The following is a 26,443-nucleotide window of genomic DNA, read 5'->3' as shown; positions in this document are numbered from 1 at the left end:
GCTCGCCTTTGATACTCGGTGGCTTCCTTGCATTCATACATTCAGGCCACCGAGGAGCAACAGCGATTGGAAGCGCACCTGATCCCGGAGCGACCATCCCTCGCACCTACCCCTTAACTGATCCAGCAGTAATCCCCTGAATAATGTATTTCTGCATTAGTAAGAAGAAAATAATGATTGGCATGATGCCCAGGACTAGAGCGGGTAATGCCAGATCCCATTGCTTCGTATATTGACCGAAGAGCGCAAAGGTCGCAATCGGGATCGTACGTAGGTTCGAGCTCTGTAGAATCAGGGACGGCAATAGATAGTCATTCCAGATCCAGAGGGTGTTCAAGATAATGACAGTTACATACATCGGCTTCATGAGCGGGAATACAATGCGGAAGAATACGCCGTATGCAGAGCTTCCATCCACACGTGCTGCCTCTTCGATCTCAAGCGGAACCGATTTAACAAATCCGTGGAAAAGGAAGACCGACATCGGTGCACCAAATCCGAGATAACAGATGATTAAGCCCCCTAGACTGTCGATCAGACCCAGATTACTTGTTACGGTAACCAATGGAATCATGATAGACTGAAACGGAATTACCATCGCAGCGATAAACATCCCGAAGAGGATTCGATTAAACAGAGTGTTGCTGCGAACCATCCGGTACGCTGCCATAGAGCTGATTAGGACGAGCAGCAGATTACTCACAACAGTCACGATAAGCGAGTTCATCAGCGCCGAAGGAAAATTTATTTTTTCCCATGCGTTAGCATAGTTACTCCACTGGAACACTTCAGGCCATGCCGCTGAGTTGGTAAGCAGGTCACCAAATGTCTTGACTGAATTGACGAACAAGAAGTAGAACGGAACCAGAAACAGAATGCCAAGCAACACCATAATAATCTCGGTAGCAATGGTGCTTAAACGGTAGTTACTCTTCGTTTCCATCTAAGCCTCGACCTCCTTGCTCTTCGTCAGACGTACCTGAATCATCGTGATGATGGCAACGATTACGAAGAATATAAGTGCTTTTGCTGTCCCGATTCCGTACCGATTGTTCACGAAGGCCTCATTGTAAATATTCAAGGCTACGGACTCGGTTGAACCGAACGGTCCACCTTTGGTTAAGGACAGATTCAGATCGAACATTTTGAATGACCACGAAATGGCAAGGAACAGACAGATCGTGACACCAGGCATCACGAGCGGTAAAATAATGCTGCGCAGTACCTGCCACCGGCTAGCACCATCAATCTCAGCCGCTTCCAGCAGGTCAGGGGATACATTGGTCAAGGAAGAAATATAGATGACCATTAGATATCCTGCAGTCTGCCAGACAAATACAATGACAATACCCCAGAAGGCGGTCGGTTCATCCCCCAGCCAGGGAAGGTTGAAGAAGGACCAGCCGGTCACGTCGCCAACTGCTGAAAACCCTTTCACAAATATGAACTGCCAGATAAAGCCGAGTAACAATCCACCAATCACGTTAGGCATGAAGAAAATGGTACGTAGGATGTTTCTCGTCTTAAGTGGTTTGGTCAGGAAGTACGCAAGGAAAAAACCAATCACATTGGTCAGAATGACACCGACCACCGTAAAGCGCACTGTGAACCAGAACGCAGTTTGGAACTTCGGATCATTCGTAAAGATATGCACGAAATTGTCAAACCCAACCCAATTAATGCTCGCGGATACCCCGTTCCAGTCTGTAAAGGAATAGTACATTCCCAGCAGGAAAGGAACTACGATGATGAGAATAAAAAAGACGATGGAGGGACCCACGAACACAAGCTGTTGTAACAGCTGGGATGAATGCCGATGCTTCATATCGTTCTCCCCTTCTATTGGATGAAATTGGTCTCTTCGTCTATTAAACCCCAATGAAGCTCAAGGAAACACCGATGCTTGTGAACAGTTGGGGGGAAAATATTGTCCTTTCCTAACCTGCAACCAGAAGGGGTGCAACGATGACAAAATATTATAGTATCCGTACCAAACTAATCGCATTTATGCTGATTGCTACAACTCTACCTCTGCTCGCGTCCATGAGTATGACGTTTATTCAGACCAAGACAGCCTTGCGGGAGCAGGCCGTTGCCGAGAACAAACGCCTGATCTATCAGGCATCGACCAACCTGAATAACTACATCGATAATGTAGCAAGGGCTTCGCTCGCGGTGTATAACGACCCCCATTTTCTACGCAATTTAGCCAAAATCCCTGGGGATTATCGCGCAGTGGCAGAGGTGTACACCACGCTACAGACGATCCGTTCGGCTGTTCCAGATGTATTCCAGCTCTACTTGCACTCATTTACAGCAAATCAGTCTACACTCATCACGAACCCTTTCCCGAAACGGGAAGAGCGTAAACAGGCTTATTCCGATTCGCTTCATGGAAAGACGAATGGAAACCGTCATGATATATGGATCGAATCAGCTCACGCCAGCCACACGTATGGATTCAAAGCAGCCTCTGCGGATGATCCTTCAAGAACAGTGATTACGCTACATCGCGTTATCATGGACATCCCTTCAACCGAACGTCTGGGGGTACTGTCGATTGATCTTAATATGGACAGCATTGCGGCGATCAGCAGCCGACTATATGACCCAGCGAAGGAACAGATTTATATCGTGGATCGTCATAATCAGATCATCTATCAAGGAAATTCACAGGTTAGTGATAGCCTTGTATTGAACAAGCAGGTTGCCGCCGAATTAAATGATATTCGTGCGGGGAAGGTACATTTTCAGACAAGTACAGGTCATTTCGAGCAAGAGCATTCCATGTATGTCTATCAACAAATAGGCAGTTCATTTGCAGACTGGACCATCATTAAACAGATCCCTAATGAAACGTTATATGCACGAGCGAACACGCTAACGTGGAACAATGCTCTGATCGCGATCGCTGCACTAATCATGGTCATTGTGGCTACACTGTTTATCTCCATTCGAATTACAGGTCCACTCAAACAATTGATGCGTTATATGAATCAGATTCAGGCAGGCAGGCTACATGTGGATATCCGTTTAACAAGTCGGGATGAGATCGGCGTTCTTGCCCGTCATTTTCGAGATATGATGGATACTGTGAATAACTTGATCTTGAGGGAGTACCGACTTGAACTCGCCAACAAGACCAATCAGCTCAGAGCCTTACAAGCTCAGATTCATCCACATTTTCTATACAATACACTCCAATCTATCGGTACACTTGCTCTTCAACAGCAAGGACAACGAGCTTATGCACTGCTCTCTTCCTTATCCAAAATGCTGCGCTATAGTATGCGAGATCAGACTTGTGTAACTTTGCGGGAAGAAGCCGAGCATGCCCGATTATATCTGGAGCTGCAGCAGGAGCGTTTTGGTGAACGCTTAGAGGTGAATTTGAATTTTGCCGAGGATACACTGTCTGTGGAGATGCCGCGCATGACACTCCAGCCACTGATTGAGAATTATTTCAAACATGGAGCCGATGTTCAGCCTGGCAAGGGATATATTAGCATTCATAGTCATCTGACAACCGATCATTGGGTTGAAATTCATCTAGAGAACAACGGTCCGTCGATTCCAGAGGAGAAGCTTATCGAGATCCGGGAATGGTTCAGCGAGGAATTAAGTACATCAGAGATCGTGGGAAAGGAGACAGATGAGAACGAGTCCATTGGGCTGCGTAACGTCGGTCAAAGACTGCGGCTCAACTCCTCTACAGAACACCCGGCAATCATAGATATCCGTAATAAGGAGCCACATGGCGTGCAGATCATCGTTAAAATTTACGCGGGAGAGTGAGCAGCATGAAAGTACTAATTGTCGATGATGAAAAACACGTTCGCGACGCAATTAAACTACTAGGGCAGTGGGATGTTGTGGGAGTAGACATGTTATTGGAAGCAGCAGATGGTCACGAAGCAATTGAACTCATCACTGAACATGAGCCGCAAATAATACTGAGCGATATGCGTATGCCAGGCAAGGACGGCATGGAGTTATTGGAGTGGATCTCTGTCCATACCCCACATAGCAAGGTGTTAGTTATCAGTGGGTACGATGATTTTCAGCTTGTTAGGCATGCCATTCGTTATGGCGGGATGGATTATCTATTAAAACCAGTCGAAACGGAGGAACTCAATGCGTCCCTGTTAAAAGCTATTAAAGCTTGGCAGGAAGATGAGACCCTTCGTGTGCAGACGATGCAACAATCCATGGTCATGAATACGATGCGCCCGCATTATCATGACCGCTTGCTTACGGAATTAGTCGTTGGACGTGGCAACAGTACGACTCAAATGGAGAGAATCCGTAATGAGCTCAACCTCCCCCAGCTCGTGAGTACATGCAACAGCAACATCGCTGTCACGAGTCTGTCTCAACTCGATGCTGGTTGTCAGGCCAAATATCGCAGCCAGCCTGATCTGCTCGTTTTCTCCGTGCTCAATATTTGTGCAGAGATGTTAAGTACTCCTAACGAAGGAGTCGTGTTCCGCCAGCTCGATCAGCCAGACCAGATTGTTATGCTACATTGGGGTTCGCCAGCCTCATTGCAGGTCGTTCTGGAACGTGTAAACACCGGACTGGAACAGACAATTCAGCGTCGTCTTCACTATGGTATTGCTTCTTGTGGTGTATTTCCATCTGGCATTCCCAACGCATATCAGGAAGCGAACCAGCGGCTGTGGCGACGAAATGCGTTACAAACTAACCATAAATTTCATGCATCATTGGACTCGTCCACAGCAGCTAAAGGTCTTCGGTTATCCACAATGGAAGAACCCTTGCGATTAGCAGCGATCAGTGGTCGTGACGCTAATGTATCTGCAGCCGTAGCCGAGTGGATCAGTCCACTTACCCGGCTTGATACGGTTACACCGGAGCAGGTTCTCCAGTGGGTTCAAGAGATGGAATGGATGCTGGGGCGTTGGCTTGACGACACGGCAAGTATACCTTCCACAGAAGAAGAGGATAGGCTGGATGAGCAATTCTTACCTTTTGCTGAGCTGCCATTTGATCGTGAAGGGAAGTTGTCTCTTCCGCTCCTTCGCTCTCTGTTAGAACAGCGACTTATTGCTGCTGGGAAAGCTCTGGCAGCACAGCACCACACAAGCCATGACCCGATGAAAGAGATTGCACGTTATATGGATGCTCATTATCAGGAAGACTTGTCCCTGCAACAAATCTCTGCCCGTTTCTATCTCAGCCGCGAGTATATCTCTCGTAAATTCAAACAGCAGTTCGGTCTAAACTGGTCGGAATATCTTGGAAAGCTACGGATTAATAATGCCAAATTACTGCTTCAAAACCCTTCCCTTCGCATTGCCAAAATTTCAGAGATGGTTGGGTTCCAAGACGAGAAATATTTCAGCAAAGTATTTAAGAAGATGGAAGGACTGACACCTGGAGATTATCGAAAATCGCTAGATCAATAACGAACTAATCCTTTATTAACAAGGCAGGCACCACACGAATATAGATCAACTCTCCCGCCAGCTCAACAATTGTTTGCGTAACAATTACAGCAGCCGTTATGGCAGCCCATTCTGCTGGAAGCGCAAGTGCCAAGGGAAGTACAACCAGTGAATTGCGTGTAGAGGCGCTGAAGATCAGTGCCCTGCCTGCACCCACATCAAGTCGGAAGATACGTGCAATTATTCGGGAGAATAGCGGCATTACGACCATAAAGGCGACGTATATAGGAAGAACGTTAACAATAACAGCCCACTCCTCATACACCTGCCCGATCTGAGAGGCAACCACGACAATCAGTGCAAGAGCCATCAATGGGACGGGGAGCCAAGCGGTGGCATTTAATACGGCCTCGCCCTTAGGTCTACCTTTGGATACAACCTGAGTACAGATCGCCAGAAACAGCGGGATGACAATTAGAAATAGAAATGCCTCGACAAAGGGAGCAAGCTGCATGATCTGCGCCGTCTCTGTACCCATGAACAACCATAGATACACCGGTAACATGATCATCTGCACCACGAACAGTATAGGGGTGGAAGCAAGTATGAGTTTCTCATTCCCTCTCCCAAGCTGAGTGAATACAATAACGTAGTCAATACACGGAGTTAGTAACACCAGATAGACCCCTAATGAAACAGCAGATGTTTGCGGGAATACGAGGATAAGTAACCATACAACCATAGGAACAATAACAAAATTAGCAGCTAGCAATGATCCTATAAACCGAAGATTCGATATCGATGCTCTAAGCTGTAGAAAAGGAATCTGCGCAAACATGGTATATAACAAACATGCGAGCACAGGTGAAACGGTATACACCAGAGCCGATCCCCAATCGGGCATACCCAGCCCAATGCCTACCCCCACAAGCAGAGCAGCTACATAAAACCAGGTCTGTTGCTTCTCCATCACTTCTCTTGTAAACAATCTTCTTCCCCCGATCAGCTCTATTAATTAGCAAAGCGTATTTCACGTTTTTATGGATAAATATACTATATATACTGAACTTAATAATTACACGGGAACGGATAGGACAGAAATAAAAGACATATTATGGATTCAACTTGCGTACATTGGGACAGACTGGGATTAAAATATGTCTCCATGCGTGAATTTTTCTAGAATCACATGATGTCTTGGATATTTTTTTGCGTGCTCCTTATTAAAATGTGGGAGAACTGGGTATATTCATTGTAGACTGACCCGTGGTTCATTCATTTCTGTTAAACCAAGGAGGAAATACCATGTCACGTAATAATCCGTACAAGTGGTTAAACGCTATTGGTTTTATCGCTGTTATCATTGTGAACTACCTTTCGAATGCGCTGCCGATTGGCGGCAGAACCAACAAAGAAGTGTCCGATATGTACCCTGTCCTGCTAACTCCTGCGGGATACGCGTTCGCCATCTGGGGACTAATCTACCTCTTGCTCGCCGGCTTCGTCATCTATCAGTTCGTCCCGGCATCCTGGAAACGAGATTCCATCACTCGGCTCGGATATTGGTTTCTAGCCAGCTGTGCCTTTAACGTGGCGTGGATCTTCGCTTTTCAGAACCTACAGACAGGTCTCGCTCTGCTGATTATCGTATTGCTCTTACTGTCTCTGATTGTGTTATATCTCAAAACACGTGCCATTACTCTACCGACAACTGCCGAGGTGTGGCTTGTAAAGCTACCATTTAGCATCTATCTCGGATGGGTGAGTGTAGCCACAATTATCAACGTTGCCGTGTTATTATACAAAGTTGGTTGGAACGGCTTCGGCATCAGCGAACCAACTTGGACGATTATTATGCTTATTGTAGGTCTTGTTCTCGCAGTCCTCGTGAGTTTCCCTTATCGCGATAGCGTATATCCACTCGTCTTCACGTGGGCATACATTGCCATTGCATTGAAGCAAAAAGACGTCACTTCCGTCTATTATACCGCGATCACCTTGGCGATCGTGATTGCCCTTTACGCGGTATGGCTGTTCTTCGCCCGTAATCAGGATCGGGATTAACATATATATACACTTACTACCACTAGGATGAGCTTTCCAAAATAATTCAACACGAATGTTTGGTTGCTCCAAGCATATCATTGCATAGTACATTGTAACTCAAAAAGCCGACTCTCTGGTTGAGCAAGACCAGAGAATCGGCTTTTTATGTATTTCTATATTGTTGTAATTTAACTTGTCCTATTTGCGGGCAATAACTTCAATCTCCACAAGTGCCTCCTTCGGGAGACGAGCAACCTCAACTGCACTACGTGCTGGGTATGGCTGTGTGAAGAATGTGCTATACACTTCGTTCACAGGAACGAAATCGTTCATGTCTTTCAGGAATACGGTTGTTTTCACAACGTTGTCCATTGTGGTACCAGCCGCTTCGAGGATCGCCTTCACATTGCTTAGGGAAAGACGAGTCTGCTCTTGTACATCTGCGCCGAACTCTCCCGTTTGTGGGTTTAATCCCAGTTGACCGGACGTGTAGATAAAGTCACCTGCATCGACAGCTTGGCTGTATGGACCAATAGCGCCTGGCGCCTGATCCGTAGATATTGGTTTTTTCATGGATTAACTCTCCTTTATGTTCGTTCTCATGCCACCTTAGGGAGCAAGTGATGAACTCATTTGTGATGCCTATTATACCACGGAAGCTTCTGTTCCAAGCACATGAATCACTTCGTTGGAATAAACGTGCTGACCTCTTGTTCCCACAAGCGCAATATTGATCATCGCCTGGGCAATGGTTGCAGCAGGGATCGCTCGATATTTAGCAGCCTTGCCTGTCATCCACCGATCCAGCAGCTTCATTGCGTAAGCACCCAACTGTTCGCCGATTCTTGTCTCATTCCGATTCCCTAGAATGAGAGAGGGGCGGAAGATTTGCAATGAGTTGAAGCCAAGGGCGGATAAGGCTTCCTCCATCTCCCCTTTGGTTCGGCTATAGAACACGCGCGAATCCGCATTCGCACCCATTGACGAGATCACCAGCATCTGAGTAACACCGTTCTGCTTCGCAAGTTTTCCTGCTTCCACAACATAGTCATAATCCACTTTGCGGAAATTTTCCTGACTCCCAGCTTTCTTGATCGTTGTTCCAAGGCAGCAATACAAATCCGAAACACCTGTGAACCAATCAGCAGCCTCATGAAGTTGATCCCAATCCAAGATGTGTTGCTTCAGCTTGGGGTGCTCTAGCGTCAATGGACGCCTGACAAATACATGAATCTCACGGTAGGATGAATGCTCAAGCAAACGATCTACCAATAGACCGCCGACAAGACCGGTAGCTCCGATCACTACGGCCTTCTTTTCGATATGCTCCATGATCATCCCTCCCTTTTTTATATTAAATGAACTAAAGGACATTACACAGGCGACTCTAATAACAGAACAATCTTCCGATCACTCTTATCGCAATAAAACCCGACGACCCAGGGTAAACGTTAAAATTAACATCGCTGCACCTATACCCATCTGAAAGCCATAGGTCGAAAACCATGTCATCGGTTCAGGCCACTTCTCCATTTTCTCATATAGCGAGCCCCCAATTAATGGCCCAAGAAAGGAAGTTACCCCGGTTAATGCCGAATACACCGCCACAAACATCGGTCGTTCGCTTTTGGGCGTATCGCCGATGGTGAAGTTAAAGGCAAGCTGGTTGAAGCCACCAACACCAATGCCCAGAAAGATATGAGAGCAAAATAGCGCTACCAAAACAGGCATAAACGACATCAATCCCCATGATAAACAGGAGAGTGCTATGATCGGTAACGTCCAGAACAACAACGTTTTGTTGCTGAATCTGGCATTGAGATTACCCCAGAGGTAGAATCCCATCATCATAACCAAGGTCTGTACTACGGTAATGATGGACACCGTTTGGTAGTTCACGTTAAGCAAATCCAGCATGACATAGGAATACAGCGGAACAATTAGCGTTTGAACGAGCAACCAAGCCGCCAAGAACAATGTTGCCTTTAGAAACGACTGATCTTGAAATGGCTTTTTGAACATGCGCCAAAAACCTTTTTCCTTGGAACGCTCAAAGGGCATATCCGGATAAAAGAAATAAATGACGGTATTCGCAATCGCACAGATCCATACGGGAATGAACAAAATGAGGAAACCCGTCCCGCCTGGAAAACGATCCAGTACCATACCTCCAACAAATAAGCATACGCTTCCAAGAGCGTTCAGAATCGTGTTTCGTATTCCGAAATAACGCCCTCTGACCTTGGCAGGCACAATGTCTCCAATGAGCGAAGTCCAGATCATACCGCCGATTGTATTGGCAATAAACGCTACAGTATACATCCCGATAAAAATAGATACCCACCATTCCTGCGGGAAAAGAAATGGGATAAGCCCTGTTGCACTCCACAAGATACGGTGCGCTCCAACGAACAACAGGAGCATACGCTTTCGACTGCGAATGCGCTGCATCCAATAGGCTGCACCAATCTGTGCAATGTTTACGAATGTCGTAATCGCGAGCACAAAACCAATTTGTCTTGACCCGGCTCCAAGGTACAGCAGAAATCCCGTTAAAAATGGGCCGCCCAGCAAAGTCTGTAAAATAATTGCCGGTACACCCTCCCACGTTGCAATTGCTAAATTGGTACGTTGTTTCGAACCCTTACGCCGTAGTTTGCTTGCAAACGAGGGAGGGTTTACTTTGACCATCTTCTGTATGGGGATACACTCCTTAGACCAGGCTTTTAATGCCGGCCAATGCTAGTTGTCACCCCAAATTCTACTCACAGTCCAATCATTGTCAACCCATTTTTTCACGATTCAACGGAAGGTATAAGCGAAAGGTACTTCCCTTGCCTTCCACACTCTCTAACTGGATGTTTCCGTCCAACAAACGTGCCAAATCTCGGCTGATGGACAGACCCAATCCTGTACCGCCAAATTTACGACTAATGGAGCCATCCGCTTGTTGAAATGCTTCAAATATAGACTCAAATTGATCTTCCGAGATGCCGATTCCTGTATCTTTGACCGCGAAGACGAGCCAGCGTCCTGGTCTTGAGAGCTTGTTCGATTGTTCAGTACTCACCGTCAACTGCACCTTGCCCTGAGGGGTGAATTTGATGGCATTCGACATCAGGTTTCGCAAGATCTGCTGCACACGCTGGGGATCTGACCATAATGTCTCGGGTACACCTTTTTTGCGCTCCATCACAAGTACGATGCCTTTTTTCTCCGCGACCAATTGAAAGTGACTCATAACATCCTCAGTCAATTGGGCGATACTGATGTCCTCCAATACGATGTCGAGCCTGCCCGCCTCTACTTTGGATAGATCCAATATATCGTTGATTAACGTTAATAGCTCTTGACCGGAATGATCAATCATCGTGGCAAAACGTACGATATCCTCCTGATCCATCGTATCCGCATTCTCGCTGATCATCTGAGCAAAGTTAATGACACTGTTCAACGGGGTACGCAATTCATGAGACATATTGGCGAGAAATTCAGACTTGTATTGCGAGGCGATCATCAATTGTTTAGCTCGATCCTCCAGCACAATCTGCGCTTTCTGCAATTCTTCCTTTTGCACAGACAACAATCGGTTCGTACTCTGTATAAGTACAATGCGGTTCTGTTCATTCTGAAAATCACGTAGGATAAAGGCAAAAACAAGACTTAGCACGATACCTGTAGGAAGTGTATAAGGCATGATGTGCGAGAAAAAGTATGGCGCTGGAATAACGCCCACAATCGCGATATTAATACTGTTGATCACATTCACGATGAGTGTAACGAGGATGCCTTTAATAATCAGCCTGTAATTGCTCCGTCTCATCCATATATTGAGACCAGCACAAATCACACCCAGCATCGACATATTAATGACGGCAGCCAACGTCGCATCTGTAATGCCAAACGTTAGCCTCGATAGTCCGATCCCCACACCAATGAGGACTACGCTATAGGGTTGCCTATAAGTCAGAACGGCAATAATTAGAGGAACATATCGGAGATCAAAGACGACTTCATCCGTGAGCTGGAATCCAAAAACCGTACTAATCCAACCTGCAAAAATGAGAAGAAGCACCGAACTGATCTGTTTCACCCGAGAAGAGGTACGTATTACGATATATTTATAGAAAACACTAGCGAGATATGCAATCGTAATCAGCATCCCCATATTCAATACGAACATTTTTGAAAATTGCATTCGCTCACTCCTGTTGTCCGACTTTACTGGCTCTAGCGCCGATTGTCCGTATGTACCTCTATCATATCATGCCCACTTCCGCTTCCGCATTTCTTATTCGTCAAAAGAATACACAAATATACACAAATCAGGATTCAATTTGTGGGCTGGACGTAGTAGAATATATTGTTGTTTAAATTTGAACTAGTTACATTGTGTGATCATGTTCGTGCGCGAACATGAATGAAAGGAGAAAGCCTGCTGTGCAATTATTAAAAAGTAAATCCTACTGGCTGTCGCTAAGCTTAATGCTGTCCTTGGCTGTCATGGGAATGTTCTATGATATTTTGAATAGTCCAGAACGCGGATTCGTCGTACTGAGCTCCCCGATCGACCGCATGATTCCCTTCATTCCAGCGATGTCCATTCCTTATCTGGGCTGGTATCCGTTTGTATTCGGAGTATTGGCGTATCTGTGTGCCAAAGATCGACTCATGTATTACCGCGTCTTGTTGTCCATGAACATCTGTGTCTGGATCTGTTATCTCATTTACTTCAACTTTCAGACCATGGTGCCGCGCCCGGAGTTAACCGGTACAGGTCTTGGTACATCTATTCTTGGATGGCTCTACAGCCAGGATCGTCCATATAATTGTTTCCCAAGCATTCATGCCCTTCATTCCTACCTGGTCATGCGCGCTGTACTCTCGGTTCCGAGTATCCGTAAATCCATCAAACGATGGGTGGCTGGTGGAGCTGTTCTCATTATCGTATCTACGCTGTTGATCAAACAGCATGTTATCTATGACGCACTAGGTGCAGTCATCCTCGGAGAATGCGTTTTCACAATCATCACTGGTCTAGCTCTCCACCGCCGGCGCAGAAAAGAATCGAAATGGACTCAAGGGATCAGCTGATCCCCTGTTCCGACGGTTTCTGAAGATGCTGTTGCCGTCTCCACTCGTCAATAAACAACCCTGCGAAATAGGGATCCCACTGGGATCCTTTTCCTTCTTCTAGAATCATTAATGCCTTCTCATGGCTCATCCCGTTCCGATAGGGACGATCCGAGGTCATCGCATCAAATGCATCCGCTACCGCGATAATGCGGCCAAAGAGGGGGATATCTAGTCCCGCCTTACCATCCGGATACCCCCTTCCATCATACCGTTCATGGTGGGATCTGACGCCAGGTAAGAAGTCTGCCATGGCATCAACCGGTTCGATCTGCAGCAATATATTTTCACCAAGCACAGGGTGAGTTTTAATAATTGCGAATTCCTCATCACTAAGTTTGCCATCCTTCAACAGAACTTCATCAGGTATGCCAATCTTCCCGATGTCATGCAGCAATGCGGATTTGTACAATAAGTCAGCCTGCTCTTCATTCATGCCACTGAGCTTCCCAATGAGAAGCGAGTATTCTGCGACCCGCATGGAATGACCAGCCGTGTACTTATCCCGGGCATCCAAGGCAGCAGCCAGCGTCGAGAAATAGCTCTGAAGCAGTTGTCTATTCCGCTCCTGCCTCATTTCCAGCCGGTTAATCATCATGTTAAATCCAGATATCAACGCAGAAAATTCATCTGCATACAAATCCGGCGCTCGTCTCCCCAGATCACCTTCCTGAATTCGATTCATCTCTTTCGTTAAATCAGCAACAGGATCCCTCACATCGCGGATGAGCAGCCAGCTACCCACAAGTGCAAAGCCTGCGCCTAACACAACAACGAGCACGCCCCACACGATGTACTCTTTGGCAAATTCGGGATCCATGTACTGTAACCGGATAAACGTTGCCAGGAAAAACAAAAACAAGGGAAATAGTCCGATCAGCGCTGTACTAAGCTGGAACTTACGCTGAATTGACACAAGTACACGCCCCTCAAGCGAGGGCTCCACCCCAAATTGTCGCTTGCCTCGACGGCGAATTTCCAGCAAGAGCGGCCTTACCGCCCGAACCGTAAGAAAATACTCGATCAGCGCATGCATTACGGCAATCAAAATAGCGCATGCTGCTGCGAGCGAAACATAAAAGTAAGGGAACTCCACCCAACCCTTATCCAGCATCCATAGTGTTAACCCCGCAGCTGGCAGTGAAAACCCTAATAGATGTGGAATCATGATTCGATAGATGGTCCGCCCTGGAAAACGATGAATTTTCTCATACATGCTGTTCATCTGTGCCTTCGAATGGCGCTCTGTTGTAACAAAAAAACGCCGGATCGGCATAAGCTGCACACGAAAAGCAACCCATTCCGCACTCAGCATAAACACAAGCGAAATCAGTACAATCGTTAGTAAACGTACAAATTGGATATTTGGTATTTGCAAAGTGGATACCATAACGACAGTACCCACGACAAAAACAGCCCCTAATGAACCGATGAGGTAATTTCGTAGCAAACGTAAGATAAAGGAACGGTAAACTTCCACCCAAACCCCTCACTCTCTCTGTGCAACCCACGCTACCTCGATAAACCTAAGGCAGTTAAGGATATAGCTCTTAGCATATTATCGGTTATTTGAGTCCAAAAACTTAATGATTTTAATACAATCTAAGACAAGGTAATATTACAATATTTTCATAATCACAATTTGAAGGATCAGAGTCTATGCACATCAAAAAGACTGCTTCCTGAGAAGCAGCCTTTGGGTCATATAGAGGGAGCGTTATCCTTTTATTTTGGCGGCCAAAATCATCGTACCTCGCGGCTGATCACCCAATGCATCCGGCTCTAGAGTAATCGCTACGGTATCATAATCATTCACCGATTCTAAGGTGTAATACACGGCTCCTGTGCCGTCGCGACTTAGGAACGTTCCGGCATTCTGCGGGGTGTCCCCCTTGATCAACCATACTTGAAATGCCTCTTTCCCCTCCAGCTCAGGCAAGTTCTCCGCCTGCACGACCAGATGAGTGCCCTTATTGTCAATGACAATCGTTGCGAGACCTTGCGCTACAATGTCCTGCGTTGCAGGGCTAAGCTTGACGGCTTCGCCTGTCTGCATGCCTTGGGCAGGCGCTAACGATGACGCCAGCTGCTCTTGCAGCTGCGCATTCTGCGCCTGCGCCTCGGCGAGCTGCGCTTGCGCTGTAGCTGACCCGGCAGCTTGCTGCGTCAGCAAGCTGAGCTGGCTCTGCAGCTGCGCTGCGTAGATCCCCAGCACCAGCGCAGCCGCCGCAAGGCCAGCGCTCGCCACGCGCCATGCGCGGCTGCCGCGCGGACGCGCGCGCCCCCCAGGCTGCAACGGCTGTGCCTGTGCAGCCTCTTCCGCCCGAGCCGCAGGCACCGCCGTCACCGGCGGCAGGCCTGGTTCGGGCTGCGCCGCCTCTTCGCGGGGCGGCGCAAAATCTGCCTGAAGCACAGCAGGTGCTTCAGGCTGCGCAGGAGCGGTGGCCAGCTTCGCCGCGGCTCCCTCCTGCGATTGTCCGAGCACGTTGCTTAGCACACGTGCTCTCATGCCTGGCGGCGGTGCCACAGGTTCCGCCGCAAGTGGCAGGAAGCCCGTTACTTCCTGCAATTCTTTCACCTCTTGGCGGCAAGCATCACATTCCTTCAAGTGAGCTTCGAATGCCTCCACTTCCTCTGCTTCCAGCCCACCTAGCACATACATCGGTGCCAGATCAGACCACTCCTCATGTCGTTCTATCATGGATGTATGCCCTCCCTTCCCGTGTCTGAATGCAATTCAGCATCGGCGAGCAGCTTCTGTAGCTGTCTCATCGCAAGCCTGACACGGCTCTTCACTGTACCTAGCGGAATCCCAAATCTGCTGGATACCTCCTGTTGCGTTAACCCGGCATAATAGATCGATTCAATCACCTGTTGCTGATCACCGTTCAACTGGGATAGTGCTTCCTTAATTCGAGTGCCTTCCCATTTGCGTTCTACTTCTGCTTCTGTATTCGTATATTCATCGGCATACGCCGTCAGTGTCTCTTGCTCCACCGTCGTTGTGGATGCCCCTTTGGACTTACGCCTCAGCATGTCCACTGCTATGTTGCGTGTGATCGCAAACATCCATGTGGTCAGCTTCCCCTGTGAGGCCTCATATCGTTCAGCGTTATTCCAGACACGCAAGAACAGCTCTTGAACCGTTTCCTCTGCCGTCATGGGATCACCCACGATCCGATAAGCAAAGGAATATACAGCCCGCTCGTAGCGGTCATATAAAAGCTCCAGCGCCGAAGCATCTCGCTCTGCAATCTGACGCATTAATCTGCTGTCATCCATCGATTCTGTCATCCGAGGGCTCCTTTCATTATGTTCCCCCATATTATAACCTACGTTGAAACATTTGAAGAGGATTACACCTTTGAAGAGAAAACTTGAAATTTTCTGAATGTTTTTCATAAGTGAATCAATTTCATAATACCTTTAGCTGCTTCAATCCAGACGACATATAGATCAAAACGATTCAATTTGTCTATACGTCGTTACATCTATTCCCTTTTAGTGAGTTATGAAATTGATTCAAATCATGATATACTCTGGCGCTTAACTCTACTCTAACCATGCCTATTCAGATCATCATATTTATACGGCACAATGGCTGTGGAACAAGCCCTCTTTCCTTTATCTTGCAAAAAATTACAGAGTGTGGTATACTCTAAGAGTTGGTTTTAAACCTCAAATGATTTTCTGTCTTCTTTTAACCCCGGAATATTTTCTTCATGCTGCGACCGCAGCGAATTGTTCACTAACCTATGGAGATTGAAGAACCTGAATCACATGACCCGGTATAACAGAGTTTCACAAGATTTTCCCATTCACACTGGCGCGGTCATCGGAGCCGCAAGGACAAAAGAGAGGTAGGGCTTTTGTTGTTTTGGAAGTCACTTATTCTTGAGAAGATTGAAAACATACACACACAAAGCACCCGGAATTGGGTTCCGGGTGTTTTTCCATGTCCATTAATATCCGTATTATCCTATGCTCGTTGCAACTTTACCGATCTTATGCTCTAGGTAGTTCATTCAATGAGACCATGTACAGATAGCTCCGTTCCTTGAACAGTAACTGATCCTTTCTTCCATCCAGTACATTCAGTTCATCCGCGTCCCCATCTACACTAATAAAGGAAAACTTCTGTGCAAGACTTAGCTTATTCTCACCATGTTGCTGTAGCAATGAATATGACCCTTTCTTGTTATATCCGCTTTGAAACAACGCAAATGCTCCATTCGTAGCAACGACATGAGAACCAGACAGCCCTGTCTCAACTAACGATACCTGTGGCTGGTCATACGGATCTGTGATCCGTCCTAACTGGAAGTCCGTGTAATAATAGAACCACACCTCCTGATCGGACACCACATTCAGTGCATAACAATCTGCAATATCGGCCTTGGTGTTCACATAGATCTGCTCGCCCTGTCTATTCCACGCAATTAATCCAGGTGCACCGACAGGCTCATGCCACCCGAAATTTCCAAATATCCCTTCATCAAAGTAACTTGTCCATATGTTCCCTTCGACACTTGTCTGTACTCGTTCGATCCCATCTCCCAGTAGCAGTTCATGCCGTAATTGACCCTGTCGGTCAACAATTTTGACATTCAGATCATAGTAATCCTGCCCATAATAGCGGCTACGTGCTCCAACGAGCAGAAGCTCTTCTCCTAGCGGCTGAACATAGTGCAGATTAAAATGCGACTCCAGTGTAGTTATCCCTTGTACACAATGCTGGACGCTGTCTACAATAAGTACCTTATAGACCCGTTTTTGCTGCAGATCACTTTGAACAAACATCCCACGCTCACGTTCTGGAATCTGGTCAATCCATAAGATATACAGGTTGCCGTCATAACCAAACGAAGCCGATACAAACACGAACCCATCCTCATATGCCGTTAGATCAAACACTGGTTGTAATTGTATTTCCTGAATCCTCATGCTCTGTGTTGATTTATGTATGCTTTTCGACTTATTCATCTTCTTGGTCTTCCCTGACCCATTTGTTATGTTTGTCTTTTTTGACATCTCAATTACCCCTTCCATCTACCCGTCTCATGTATCTTGTGTTCATTTTAAATCCACGTCTTGGTCATGAGCAGGGCATAAGTATGGCGATAATCCTCTTCCATCGGCTTTGTTATCTAAGGTAAGGTTGGATGACAACATGTCTATGGGCATATGAGCCAAAGAAAAAAGGCACCGATCTACTCGGCACCTGCATTACTTCATTTATACTTTATTCCCTCTCTATAAGAAGCTTTCCTATTCATCAATTAGATGAACATCGTTTTGGAGATGATGACAAGCAGGATGAACAATACAAGTATTGTTCCCATGGAACCCCAGCTTCCGCCACCTTGCTTACAAGGAGTACCATAACCGTGATGATATCCTTGCATTACGGGTGCTTGGTTAGGTTGATGACCATAACCATATCCATATCCCATAGGTACGCCACATCCGTAACCATATCCTTCATGACCTGTGTATTGGTATCCGTACATATGCTCATGACCTCCCATTTGTCCATATACGTGTCCCTGTCCGTTCGGTGAGTTTGGTTTTACTTCGCTCATCGTTCATTCCTCCTTAGCATTTGCCTACACCCCTAAGCTATGTATTTAGCCTACCTCTGGACCGGGCGAAAGCCTTGTTTTTGACAAAATGGGCACTTTATTCGTTCATATCCGACTTTATTTATCAAGTTACTTACCAAGAGAGCTTGTCCATTAAAAAAACTCCACCGGTTACCCGGTAGAGCTCTTCATCATTATACCCAGAAGGATTTAGTGATGATTACGAGGAGAATGAACAAAACCAAGATCGCACCAGTGGATGTCCAGCCGCCGTATCCTACGCCTCCAACTACTTCGCTCATTGAGAACCCTCCCTTATGGTTAGAATATTCGGATCATGGAAATGTTTTAAACGAGGAACGCCTTAGTGATGATAACCAACAGAATGAACAAAACCAGAATCGCGCCAGTCGATGTCCAGCCGCCGTATCCACCTACAACTCCACTCATGTAAAACCCCTCCTTCGATTTGAGGTACAGTTCACTATATGCAGCAGTGCCTCGCTAGACCGGGCTCTACGTAAAAATGGGCTGCTCCCCAAAGGCATCCAACGTCCAGTAGCGCTCCGTGCCTTATAGACTTGTGAGACCCGTAGTAAGTACATAGCAAAATAGACAAGCTCCTGATTCGCCTGTCTGTTTCATACGTATTCGCTTTATTCTATTTCTCAATCTGGACGATCCATGTTGTTATGCAAACTAAAGAGCGAATCCGCAGAATCACAATCATCCGGCAATATTCGCTCTTTAAACATCGCTATTCGTATATACGTATCTAATTAATTCGGGCGCTGAGGCATTGAGGCAAGCTTGTCATTTACCGACTGCAGCTTCTGTATGCTTGAGGCATCTGGCTTATCACGACGATCATCAATTTTGACGGAAGTAGAGACGCGCTGGGCGCCGGATAGAAACGGAGCTTCGTGCAGAGCTGCAATCGCTGTGAAGACTTCGTTAAGCGGCCCTTCGATAATGGTGCTCATTGAGGTGAGTTGATATGTAATGCCCCGCTGATGTTCCAACACCTTCTGCATGTCTGCGACATAACTGCTCAGACTCGTCGTGCCTGTTCCAATTGGAATCACTGTTACCTCTGCTATGGCCATGCTGCTTCGCCTCCTCTGGGCATCCGTGAACAACCGTTGCCGCTGAATTTAGTCTATTGGAATCAATTTCATAACTCACCAAAATGGAGTAGATGTAACTATACGTAGACAAATAATTCGTTTTAATCGACATCTAGCCTGGATTGAAGCAGCTAAAGGCTCTATGAAATTGATTCGTTTTTGACTGATTTTATTCTACCAGTTGAATACGTCATAATTCAAACTGACGTGTTCACGTCATTCGATTTCGGTGAAAATTTTTTTTGAAGAATCTTCAAATCTTCCAGACCTTTTCCTTTGCGGAATCTCAGCATTTTTGGTATACTCGGAATTACGTTTCACGGTGTCTACCCTGTTTACAAACACTATATGTTGGGTTACAGTATTCTAACAGCAACAAAATGTAGTGAAACTGGATTGCCCCGCTTCGATTAGTCATCTTCTGCCTTCTCGTGAAAAACAGGATGAAATCACCTTTAAATGCACGTCCCTGTAGGTGTAAATCGCTTTCTCGAAACAGAGTTGACGTAGAGGTTAACGGGGCTGTTTGGACTGCACCCGGCACCTCAAATTACAGGCACGTCTCTATCAGACCAAAGCTTACATACAGCACCCTGTTCTGTCGAATGAAGCAAGATGTGACAAGCAGGAAGTCAGAGCATCCATGGGCATTTTCAGCCGCCGCAAGGCAGGGAGAATGCTTTTTATATGACCATGGTTTGCATTTGTGCTGCATTTTGACTCTGTTTTGACCGCTTTACGCCTTGACCTGTTACCGCCGCAAAGTCCGCAGTATGCAATCGATATGTTCGATCAACGTAAGAAAACACTCAATTCTTTATATAAAGAATTTCTCCAATTTATCTCTTAAACATGCGAAAGCGAGGAATATTCATGCCACAAGTTGTGACCAAGCCGAACAACCGCCAGCTTGCCTTTGACGATATGCGTATCTCTGTATACGCCGACCGTATTCTCGATGGGCTAGACATGCTGGACAAGGAACGTCTGGTAAAAGGAGTGACGAGCAAGCTCCGCCGTGATGAAGTTACCGGGGACGAGATCAGTAATGCTTTTATGATGAGCGCACTGGAGCTCGTAACCAAAGAGGAGCCAAACTGGAAGTTTGCAGCTGCACGCTCTCTACTTACTTCTCTATACAAAAAAGCGGCAACCAACCGTAGATACAAATCTTATCCGGACGAGCCTTACGGTGCATTCCATCCTCTCCTCGTAGATCTTGTGAAGAAAGGGATCTATCGCGAAGAACTGCTCGAATGCTATAGCAAAGAACAGATTGACGAGCTAGCGGAATGCATTGATTACCGCAACGATCTGTTGTTCGACTACATCGGCTTGCTCACCTTGGCAGAACGTTACCTTGCTCACGATTTTGATGGAAAAGTTATGGAATTGCCTCAAGAACGTTACATGGTTATTGCGATGTACCTGATGCACCAAGAACCTGCTGACAAACGGATGGATCTGGTTAAAGAAGCCTACTGGGCAATGAGTAACATGTACATGACGGCCGCTACACCTACGATGTCCAATGCAGGTAAAAAGGTAGCCGGACAACTGTCCAGTTGCTTCATCGACACGGTGGACGATTCCCTTGAGGGAATTTTCGATTCCAACACAGATGTGGCACGTCTAAGCAAAATGGGCGGCGGCATTGGCGTATACCTCGGTAAAGTCAGAGCCCGTGGTTCAGACATCCGTGGTCACAAAAACACAAGTTCAGGCGTTATCCCTTGGATTCGTCAGCTGAACAACACAGCCGTTAGCGTAGACCAACTTGGAACACGTAAAGGTGCGATTGCCGTATACCTGGATGTCTTCCACAAAGACATTCTGGCATTCCTCGACTTGAAGCTGAACAATGGTGACGAGCGGATGCGTGCGCATGACGTATTCCACGGTGTATGTCTGCCTGACTTGTTCATGGAACGTGTAGCAAGCCGCGGTGAGTGGAATCTGTTCTGCCCACACGAAACGAAGAAAGTTATGGGTTGGAAAGACGAGAATGGTCGTGCACTCGGACTTGAAGACTTCTATGACGAATCCTTCGGTGAAGGAACATTCCGTGAGAAGTACGAAGAGGCTGTTAATCACCCACTCTTGTCCCGGATTACAGTTCAAGCGATTGATATCATGAAACGTGTGATGAAATCCCAGTTGGAAACAGGAACGCCTTATATGTTCTACCGTGATACGGTTAACCGTTCTAACCCGAACAGTGCTCATGGCATGGTTTACTCTTCCAACCTCTGTACTGAAATTATGCAGAACCAATCTGCTACTGTAGTAGAAAAGGAAGAACTGGTTACGAAAGACGGACAAACACGTATTGTCATTTCCAAAGTACCTGGCGACTTCGTTGTCTGCAACCTGAACTCCATTCACTTGGCACGTGCCGTGCCTCATAATGTGTTGGAGCGTCTCGTACCCATTCAGGTTCGTATGCTGGACAACGTCATCGACATTAACAATATTGAAGTACTGCAAGCGCAATACACGAACAGTCAATACCGTGCAGTCGGTCTAGGAACATTCGGACTCCATCACTTGCTTGCACTTGAAGGCATCCGTTGGGAGTCTGAAGAGGCTGTTACGTATAACGATAATCTGTATGAGAAAATTAACTACCTGCTCGTTAAAGCCAGCATGGAGTTGTCCAAAGAAAAAGGGCATTATCCGAAATTCAAAGGCTCTGACTGGGAAAGTGGTAAATACTTCGATCAACGCGAGTACACTTCCGGTGAGCGCGTAGGCGAATTCGTAACGACAGAACAATGGAAAGAGCTGCAAGCTGAAGTACAACAAAACGGTGTACGTAACGCTTGGATGTTCGCCATTGCACCAAACGGATCGACTTCTATTATTGCCGGCTCCACAGCCAGCATCGATCCATTGTATGAACTGTTGTCTTATGAAGAGAAAACAACGTACAAAATTGCGAACCCAGCACCGGATCTGTCCGACAAAACAATCTGGTACTACAAAACAGCCTTCTTGGTGGATCAGCATGCTTCCATTAATATGGCTTCTGCTCGCCAACGTCACGTTGACCAAGGCCAAAGCTTCAACTTATATGTTCGTCCAGACATCAAAGCAACGGAGTTCTTGGAACTGCACCTGCACGCTTGGAGAGCTGGCTTGAAATCTACGTATTATGTACGTAGCCGTGCATTAACGATTGAAGAATGTGATTCTTGCGCAAGCTGATTAACTAAAGAATATTTACTAGACTTACGATGACCACCAGGGCATCCTGTTTTGAATGCAAAATAGCGTTGCTCTGGTACTTTTTTGCCTAAAACCGATCACAACATCATTTTCGATGTTGATATAGATAAGTTGAAATACATTCAAGGAGTGAACGGATTATGCAAGTACAGAAAATTTTCAATACCGAAGCCCCTAACCAATCGACACGTATCATTGAAGGCGAATGCTCAGGGATCTTGAACTGGAACGACATTCGTATGCCCCACATGTACAAGCTGTACAAAGTATTATTGCTCAACCACTGGATCGCGGACGAAATTCCGATGTCCAAAGATGCTTCCCAGTTTGCTCAACTGGAAGAGGAAGAGAAACGTACATTCAAAATCAACATCTCCCTACTCGCTGTTCTTGATTCCATGCAAACGATGTTTGTTGGTGATGTTAAACGTTACTTTACCGATTCTTCACTTGAAGCGATCTCTGCAATCATTGGACAACAAGAGGTTGTTCACAACCAATCGTACTCTTACGTTCTGTCTTCCATCGTATCTGACCAAGAGCAAAAAGAAATCTTCGAATACTGGAAGCATGATCCGGTATTGCTGGATCGTAACCGGTTTATCGCTGACATCTATCAGAGCTTCCGGGATGAGCCGTCTCCACAGACGTTCTTCCAAGCGATGGTTGCCGATCTGATCCTTGAAGGGATCTTCTTCTATAGTACATTCGCCTTCTTCTACAATCTGGCCCGTGACCAGAAAATGATGGCGACTAGCCAGATGATCTCTTATATTCAGCGTGATGAGAACCAACACTGCTACTTCTTCGCAGAAGTGTACAAGCAACTGTTGATCGACTTCCCAGAACTGAACACACCAGAGAACATGGACTACGTTTACAAAACGATTGACCGTGCGGTTGAGCTCGAAACCAACTGGGCACACTACACCCTCAGCAACGTTCGTGGCATTGACCTGAATGAGCTGGAAGATTACATCAAGTACATCGCTAATAAACGTCTGCGCCTGATGGGTATGGAAAAAGCGTACGAAGGCGTTGATGTGAACTGCATGCCTTGGATCAAACCGTTCTCCGATGAAGCGCTGAATGCAACCAAAACAGACTTCTTCGAAGCTAAATCCCGTAACTACGGTAAAGTCGGCGACGACAACGGATTCGACGATCTGTAAGAGGTAGCTTAAAAAGCTCGCTTTTGATTACGAAACATGCCTAACGGCATAATCAGCGTCGACGATGGAATTCACCCGAAATGTCCGTTGCTCACGTAGCTTTATCTACGCTCCGCTACTCCATTTCTAGCTTTATTCCATCTTCTCGGTACTGAAAACCGACCTTTTTAAACCTGATCTTTATGAGGTAGCTTAAAAAGCTCGCTTTTGATTACGAAACATGCCTAACGGCATAATCAGCATCGAAGATGGAATTCACCCGAATATGCCTAGCGGCATGATCAAAACACTCTCTTAGTGGAAGCCTTCATGGCTGTCTGCTGACGGGAGTGTTTTTTTGACTTTAGACCTTGTACAATATACATATACAAATTAAGGAAGACTCCGCATTTATAAAGATGAGGTGTAATGATGGAAAGAGAACTGCTGGAACAACTGAACATCTGGCATGAACAGGACGAGTACAATCGCATTATAGAGCATATTCATAACATCCCGGAATCTGACCGGAGTTACGAGTTAGTTGGTCAACTGGCGAGAGCTTATAACAATACGGGACGATACCGTGAAGCGATTGAGCAGTTACTGTCTGTTCATGAGCAAGGAGCCTATGATCCGCTCTGGCAATACCGTTTAGGGTACGCATATGCCTACATTGCAAGCTACGATAAGGCTCTACTCGCTTTCGAGCGAGCGAACGAGCTTTTGCCACATGACGATTCTACGCTGGAGTTCCTCGAAATGCTCAGGCCCAAAGCGGAAAAGATGCAGCAAGACCTGCAACGCTATGAAGCGGAACGAGACGAATGGGAACGTCGTGGCACATTGAATCACCTTAGAGCCGCGTCTGGAACTTACGCTCCTACATCGTTCTGGGAGCAGAGCGATTATGCGATAGATAACCATGTCTCCAAGCCTTTCGATGAGGAAATGATTGTATCGATTGAGCGGGAATTAGGGTACAAGCTACCTGCTTCTTACATTCAACTGATGAATACCCAGAATGGTGGCGTTCCAACGCTCACTGCATTCCCTACTCAAGGAGCAACTTCCTGGGCCGAGGATCACATTGCGATTACAAGCATCCTGGGTATTGGGCGGGATAAAATGTACTCCCTAGGCGGGGAATTTGGAAGCCGGTTCATGATTGAAGATTGGGGATACCCTGATCTCGGAATCGTTATCTGTGATTGTCCATCAGCAGGTCACGATGTTGTAATGCTGGACTATCGCTTCTGTGGCCCGGAGGGTGAGCCTTGTGTAGTTCATGTCGATCAAGAAGATGACTACGAGATTACATACCTGGCTGCTAATTTTGAAGCATTTGTGCGTGGGCTAGTTGATCCCGACACCTTCGAAATATTCGATGAAGACGAACAAGACAGTTAACATATTTCCAAGGAGGGGCAGCTAACAAGGATGCCCTTATAACGTTCACCCGAGGGTTCAAACAGGCCTGTGAACAGCATGATCTCATTCATGACCTGTTCTCTAGAGCTGAACTGGACTAAGGAGTAGTCAGGAGGTTTCTATGACAACCCGTATTTATTTTGCCACCAATATTCTTGGAGAAGTAGCAGAGAAGGATTTGCAGAAGGCACTAGACCACTTCAACCTTGGCACACTCATCCATTACCGCCGAACGGCTGAAGGGGTTATGGGACAGACATTGCATATCCACACTTCTCAGGGAGAATTCATCCTCAAAGGCAATCCGTTATATAAAGGACAGCTTCAGGAGGAACAGTTTTTCGTAGAGCAGCTAGCAGAGCACACCACGGTTCCTGTCCCTATTCCCTATCAGGTCCATGAGGAGACGGATCTTCTCGGTTGGAGTTACGCCATTATGCCAGAATTACCGGGTCAGCACCTGCATGATCTTACCTTGCAAGCAGCACTAGCTCCAGACGAGGAACGGCAGATTGCCAGCATGCTGGCATATACGCTCGCTGAACTCCATCACTGGAAGGTGCCTAACGCAGGAGAATATGATCCCGTGGCTGAGCGAATTGTACCTTTTGCGGGAACGTATTCGGACTGGCTATATGGTACGATTCACTACTGGTTACAGGATGCTACCCAATATTCTAGGATTACCGATGAGGATATAGACTGGGTCGACGAGCAGCTAAGTCAGGCTAGGTCTGCTTTTGAATCCATGTCGGTCTATAGCTTTGTCATGGGTGATTATAAGTCCGAGAATCTGGTCATGGAGAAACAGCAGAAGGCTCCTTATCAATGGCATATTAGTGGTTTATTCGATTTTACAACATCGTATTTTGGAGATGGCACCGCCGATCTGACCAAAATAACGGCTATGTATCTTCGCCATCGTAAGCCTGAGCTAGCTCAAAGCTTTCTATGTACTTACCGGGAGCTGATCTGCGCTGAGGATGTGAAACGGTGTCAGCATTTTGCTGAACGACTGCGAATCCATCTTCTATATCAGCGCATATTGGTATGGGGTGAAGCCAAAGCAACCCAACAGGTCACTTGGGATGCAGATCTACCTTTTGCCACATGGGCACAGCAGTATATCGACTCGGTTATTGCCCTGCTGGATTAATTGAAAATATAGTATATATACCAGAAGAATATGGTTAGTAATAGGTCTGGAAAAATAAATGTGAAAAACCGACAAAACGTTGAGAGACTGGTCATACCCCTGTCAAGTAGACAGATGAAAAAAGCTATGCTGCCAGCGCGCATCGATATTCAATCGGTGCGCGCTGTTTGAGTTTCGCTTG

The 26,443-nt window shown here is 46.4% G+C and carries 23 protein-coding genes; 8 read left to right on the top strand and 15 right to left on the bottom strand.

The genetic code is table 11. The features are described 5' to 3' along the window. Positions 1–106 precede the first annotated feature (106 nt). A complete protein-coding gene (locus J2T19_RS27940; protein ID WP_145050290.1) occupies positions 107–943 on the bottom strand; it encodes a carbohydrate ABC transporter permease in 837 nt (278 codons plus the stop codon). Continuing rightward, positions 944–1,825, bottom strand: a complete 882-nt coding sequence (locus J2T19_RS27935; protein ID WP_145050288.1) for a carbohydrate ABC transporter permease — start codon at positions 1,823–1,825, stop codon at positions 944–946. Between the two features lie 140 nt (positions 1,826–1,965). Between J2T19_RS27935 and J2T19_RS27930 the strand changes: the two genes are divergently transcribed. Both J2T19_RS27930 and J2T19_RS27925 read left to right on the top strand, forming a co-directional pair. After that, positions 1,966–3,795 carry a cache domain-containing sensor histidine kinase gene (locus J2T19_RS27930; RefSeq protein ID WP_307221703.1) on the top strand — a complete coding sequence of 610 codons (1,830 nt, stop codon included), beginning with the start codon at positions 1,966–1,968 and terminating at the stop codon, positions 3,793–3,795. Between the two features lie 5 nt (positions 3,796–3,800). After that, positions 3,801–5,429 carry a response regulator gene (locus J2T19_RS27925; protein WP_307221701.1) on the top strand — a complete coding sequence of 543 codons (1,629 nt, stop codon included), beginning with the start codon at positions 3,801–3,803 and terminating at the stop codon, positions 5,427–5,429. Between the two features lie 4 nt (positions 5,430–5,433). On the opposite strand, the gene J2T19_RS27920 is transcribed toward J2T19_RS27925, so the two are convergent. Next, positions 5,434–6,378, bottom strand: a complete 945-nt coding sequence (locus J2T19_RS27920) for an arsenic resistance protein (RefSeq protein ID WP_307221709.1) — start codon at positions 6,376–6,378, stop codon at positions 5,434–5,436. A 335-nt stretch (positions 6,379–6,713) separates the two neighbouring features. Here J2T19_RS27920 and J2T19_RS27915 point away from each other — a divergent pair, with 335 nt between their 5' ends. Further along, positions 6,714–7,472: a TspO-related membrane protein gene (locus tag J2T19_RS27915; protein ID WP_307221699.1), complete on the top strand. Its 759-nt coding sequence runs from the start codon at positions 6,714–6,716 to the stop codon at positions 7,470–7,472. Positions 7,473–7,652: 180 nt separating this feature from the next. Here the strand turns inward: J2T19_RS27915 and J2T19_RS27910 are convergent, their stop codons facing one another. The 4 genes from J2T19_RS27910 to J2T19_RS27895 all read right to left on the bottom strand — a co-directional run bounded on the left by J2T19_RS27910 (position 7,653) and on the right by J2T19_RS27895 (position 11,652). After that, on the bottom strand, positions 7,653–8,027 hold the full coding sequence (locus tag J2T19_RS27910; RefSeq protein WP_307221697.1) for a RidA family protein: 375 nt from the start codon (positions 8,025–8,027) through the stop codon (positions 7,653–7,655). A 72-nt stretch (positions 8,028–8,099) separates the two neighbouring features. Further along, positions 8,100–8,777: an oxidoreductase gene (locus J2T19_RS27905; protein ID WP_307221707.1), complete on the bottom strand. Its 678-nt coding sequence runs from the start codon at positions 8,775–8,777 to the stop codon at positions 8,100–8,102. 93 nt (positions 8,778–8,870) lie between these two features. Next, positions 8,871–10,145: an MFS transporter gene (locus J2T19_RS27900; RefSeq protein ID WP_307221694.1), complete on the bottom strand. Its 1,275-nt coding sequence runs from the start codon at positions 10,143–10,145 to the stop codon at positions 8,871–8,873. 91 nt (positions 10,146–10,236) lie between these two features. After that, complete coding sequence (locus tag J2T19_RS27895; protein WP_307221693.1) at positions 10,237–11,652, bottom strand: sensor histidine kinase; 1,416 nt, start codon at positions 11,650–11,652, stop codon at positions 10,237–10,239. A gap of 242 nt (positions 11,653–11,894) precedes the next feature. On the opposite strand from J2T19_RS27895, the gene J2T19_RS27890 reads away from it, so the two are divergent. Beyond that, complete coding sequence (locus tag J2T19_RS27890) at positions 11,895–12,548, top strand: phosphatase PAP2 family protein (protein WP_307221691.1); 654 nt, start codon at positions 11,895–11,897, stop codon at positions 12,546–12,548. Here J2T19_RS27890 and J2T19_RS27885 read toward each other — a convergent pair. From J2T19_RS27885 to J2T19_RS27850, 8 genes are all read right to left on the bottom strand, one after another. Then, positions 12,541–14,037, bottom strand: a complete 1,497-nt coding sequence (locus J2T19_RS27885) for an HD-GYP domain-containing protein (protein WP_307221689.1) — start codon at positions 14,035–14,037, stop codon at positions 12,541–12,543. The genes J2T19_RS27890 and J2T19_RS27885 overlap by 8 nt on opposite strands. Positions 14,038–14,304: 267 nt before the next feature. Beyond that, positions 14,305–15,288: an anti-sigma factor domain-containing protein gene (locus J2T19_RS27880; protein ID WP_307221687.1), complete on the bottom strand. Its 984-nt coding sequence runs from the start codon at positions 15,286–15,288 to the stop codon at positions 14,305–14,307. Next, the gene (locus J2T19_RS27875; RefSeq protein WP_307221686.1) at positions 15,285–15,881 is read right to left on the bottom strand and encodes an RNA polymerase sigma factor; all 597 of its coding nucleotides are present in this window, start codon (positions 15,879–15,881) and stop codon (positions 15,285–15,287) included. Before J2T19_RS27875 ends, J2T19_RS27880 begins: the two co-directional genes overlap by 4 nt. Before the next feature lie 711 nt (positions 15,882–16,592). Next, positions 16,593–17,570, bottom strand: coding sequence for a hypothetical protein (locus J2T19_RS27870; protein ID WP_307221684.1), 978 nt, complete (start codon positions 17,568–17,570; stop codon positions 16,593–16,595). A gap of 296 nt (positions 17,571–17,866) precedes the next feature. Next, positions 17,867–18,169 (bottom strand): hypothetical protein, encoded by a 303-nt coding sequence (locus tag J2T19_RS27865; RefSeq protein ID WP_307221683.1) that lies wholly within the window; start codon positions 18,167–18,169, stop codon positions 17,867–17,869. 194 nt (positions 18,170–18,363) lie between these two features. Next, positions 18,364–18,471, bottom strand: coding sequence for a YjcZ family sporulation protein (locus J2T19_RS27860; RefSeq protein ID WP_217363767.1), 108 nt, complete (start codon positions 18,469–18,471; stop codon positions 18,364–18,366). A gap of 46 nt (positions 18,472–18,517) precedes the next feature. Then, positions 18,518–18,619 carry a dihydroorotate dehydrogenase gene (locus J2T19_RS27855; RefSeq protein ID WP_200956226.1) on the bottom strand — a complete coding sequence of 34 codons (102 nt, stop codon included), beginning with the start codon at positions 18,617–18,619 and terminating at the stop codon, positions 18,518–18,520. 329 nt (positions 18,620–18,948) lie between these two features. Continuing rightward, positions 18,949–19,275 carry an MTH1187 family thiamine-binding protein gene (locus tag J2T19_RS27850; RefSeq protein WP_056704065.1) on the bottom strand — a complete coding sequence of 109 codons (327 nt, stop codon included), beginning with the start codon at positions 19,273–19,275 and terminating at the stop codon, positions 18,949–18,951. Positions 19,276–20,169: 894 nt separating this feature from the next. Here J2T19_RS27850 and J2T19_RS27845 point away from each other — a divergent pair. From J2T19_RS27845 to J2T19_RS27830, 4 genes are all read left to right on the top strand, one after another. Then, on the top strand, positions 20,170–22,503 hold the full coding sequence (locus J2T19_RS27845) for a ribonucleoside-diphosphate reductase subunit alpha (protein ID WP_307221679.1): 2,334 nt from the start codon (positions 20,170–20,172) through the stop codon (positions 22,501–22,503). Between the two features lie 161 nt (positions 22,504–22,664). Continuing rightward, positions 22,665–23,696 carry a ribonucleotide-diphosphate reductase subunit beta gene (locus tag J2T19_RS27840; RefSeq protein WP_307221678.1) on the top strand — a complete coding sequence of 344 codons (1,032 nt, stop codon included), beginning with the start codon at positions 22,665–22,667 and terminating at the stop codon, positions 23,694–23,696. A gap of 411 nt (positions 23,697–24,107) precedes the next feature. Continuing rightward, on the top strand, positions 24,108–25,085 hold the full coding sequence (locus J2T19_RS27835) for an SMI1/KNR4 family protein (RefSeq protein WP_307221677.1): 978 nt from the start codon (positions 24,108–24,110) through the stop codon (positions 25,083–25,085). 142 nt (positions 25,086–25,227) lie between these two features. Further along, a complete protein-coding gene (locus J2T19_RS27830) occupies positions 25,228–26,262 on the top strand; it encodes a phosphotransferase family protein (protein WP_307221676.1) in 1,035 nt (344 codons plus the stop codon). Positions 26,263–26,443: the final 181 nt, after the last annotated feature.

It is taken from the genome of Paenibacillus tundrae (assembly GCF_030812775.1).
Taxonomy (GTDB): domain Bacteria; phylum Bacillota; class Bacilli; order Paenibacillales; family Paenibacillaceae; genus Paenibacillus; species Paenibacillus tundrae_A.
This window is presented reverse-complemented; position numbering and strand designations above follow the sequence as displayed.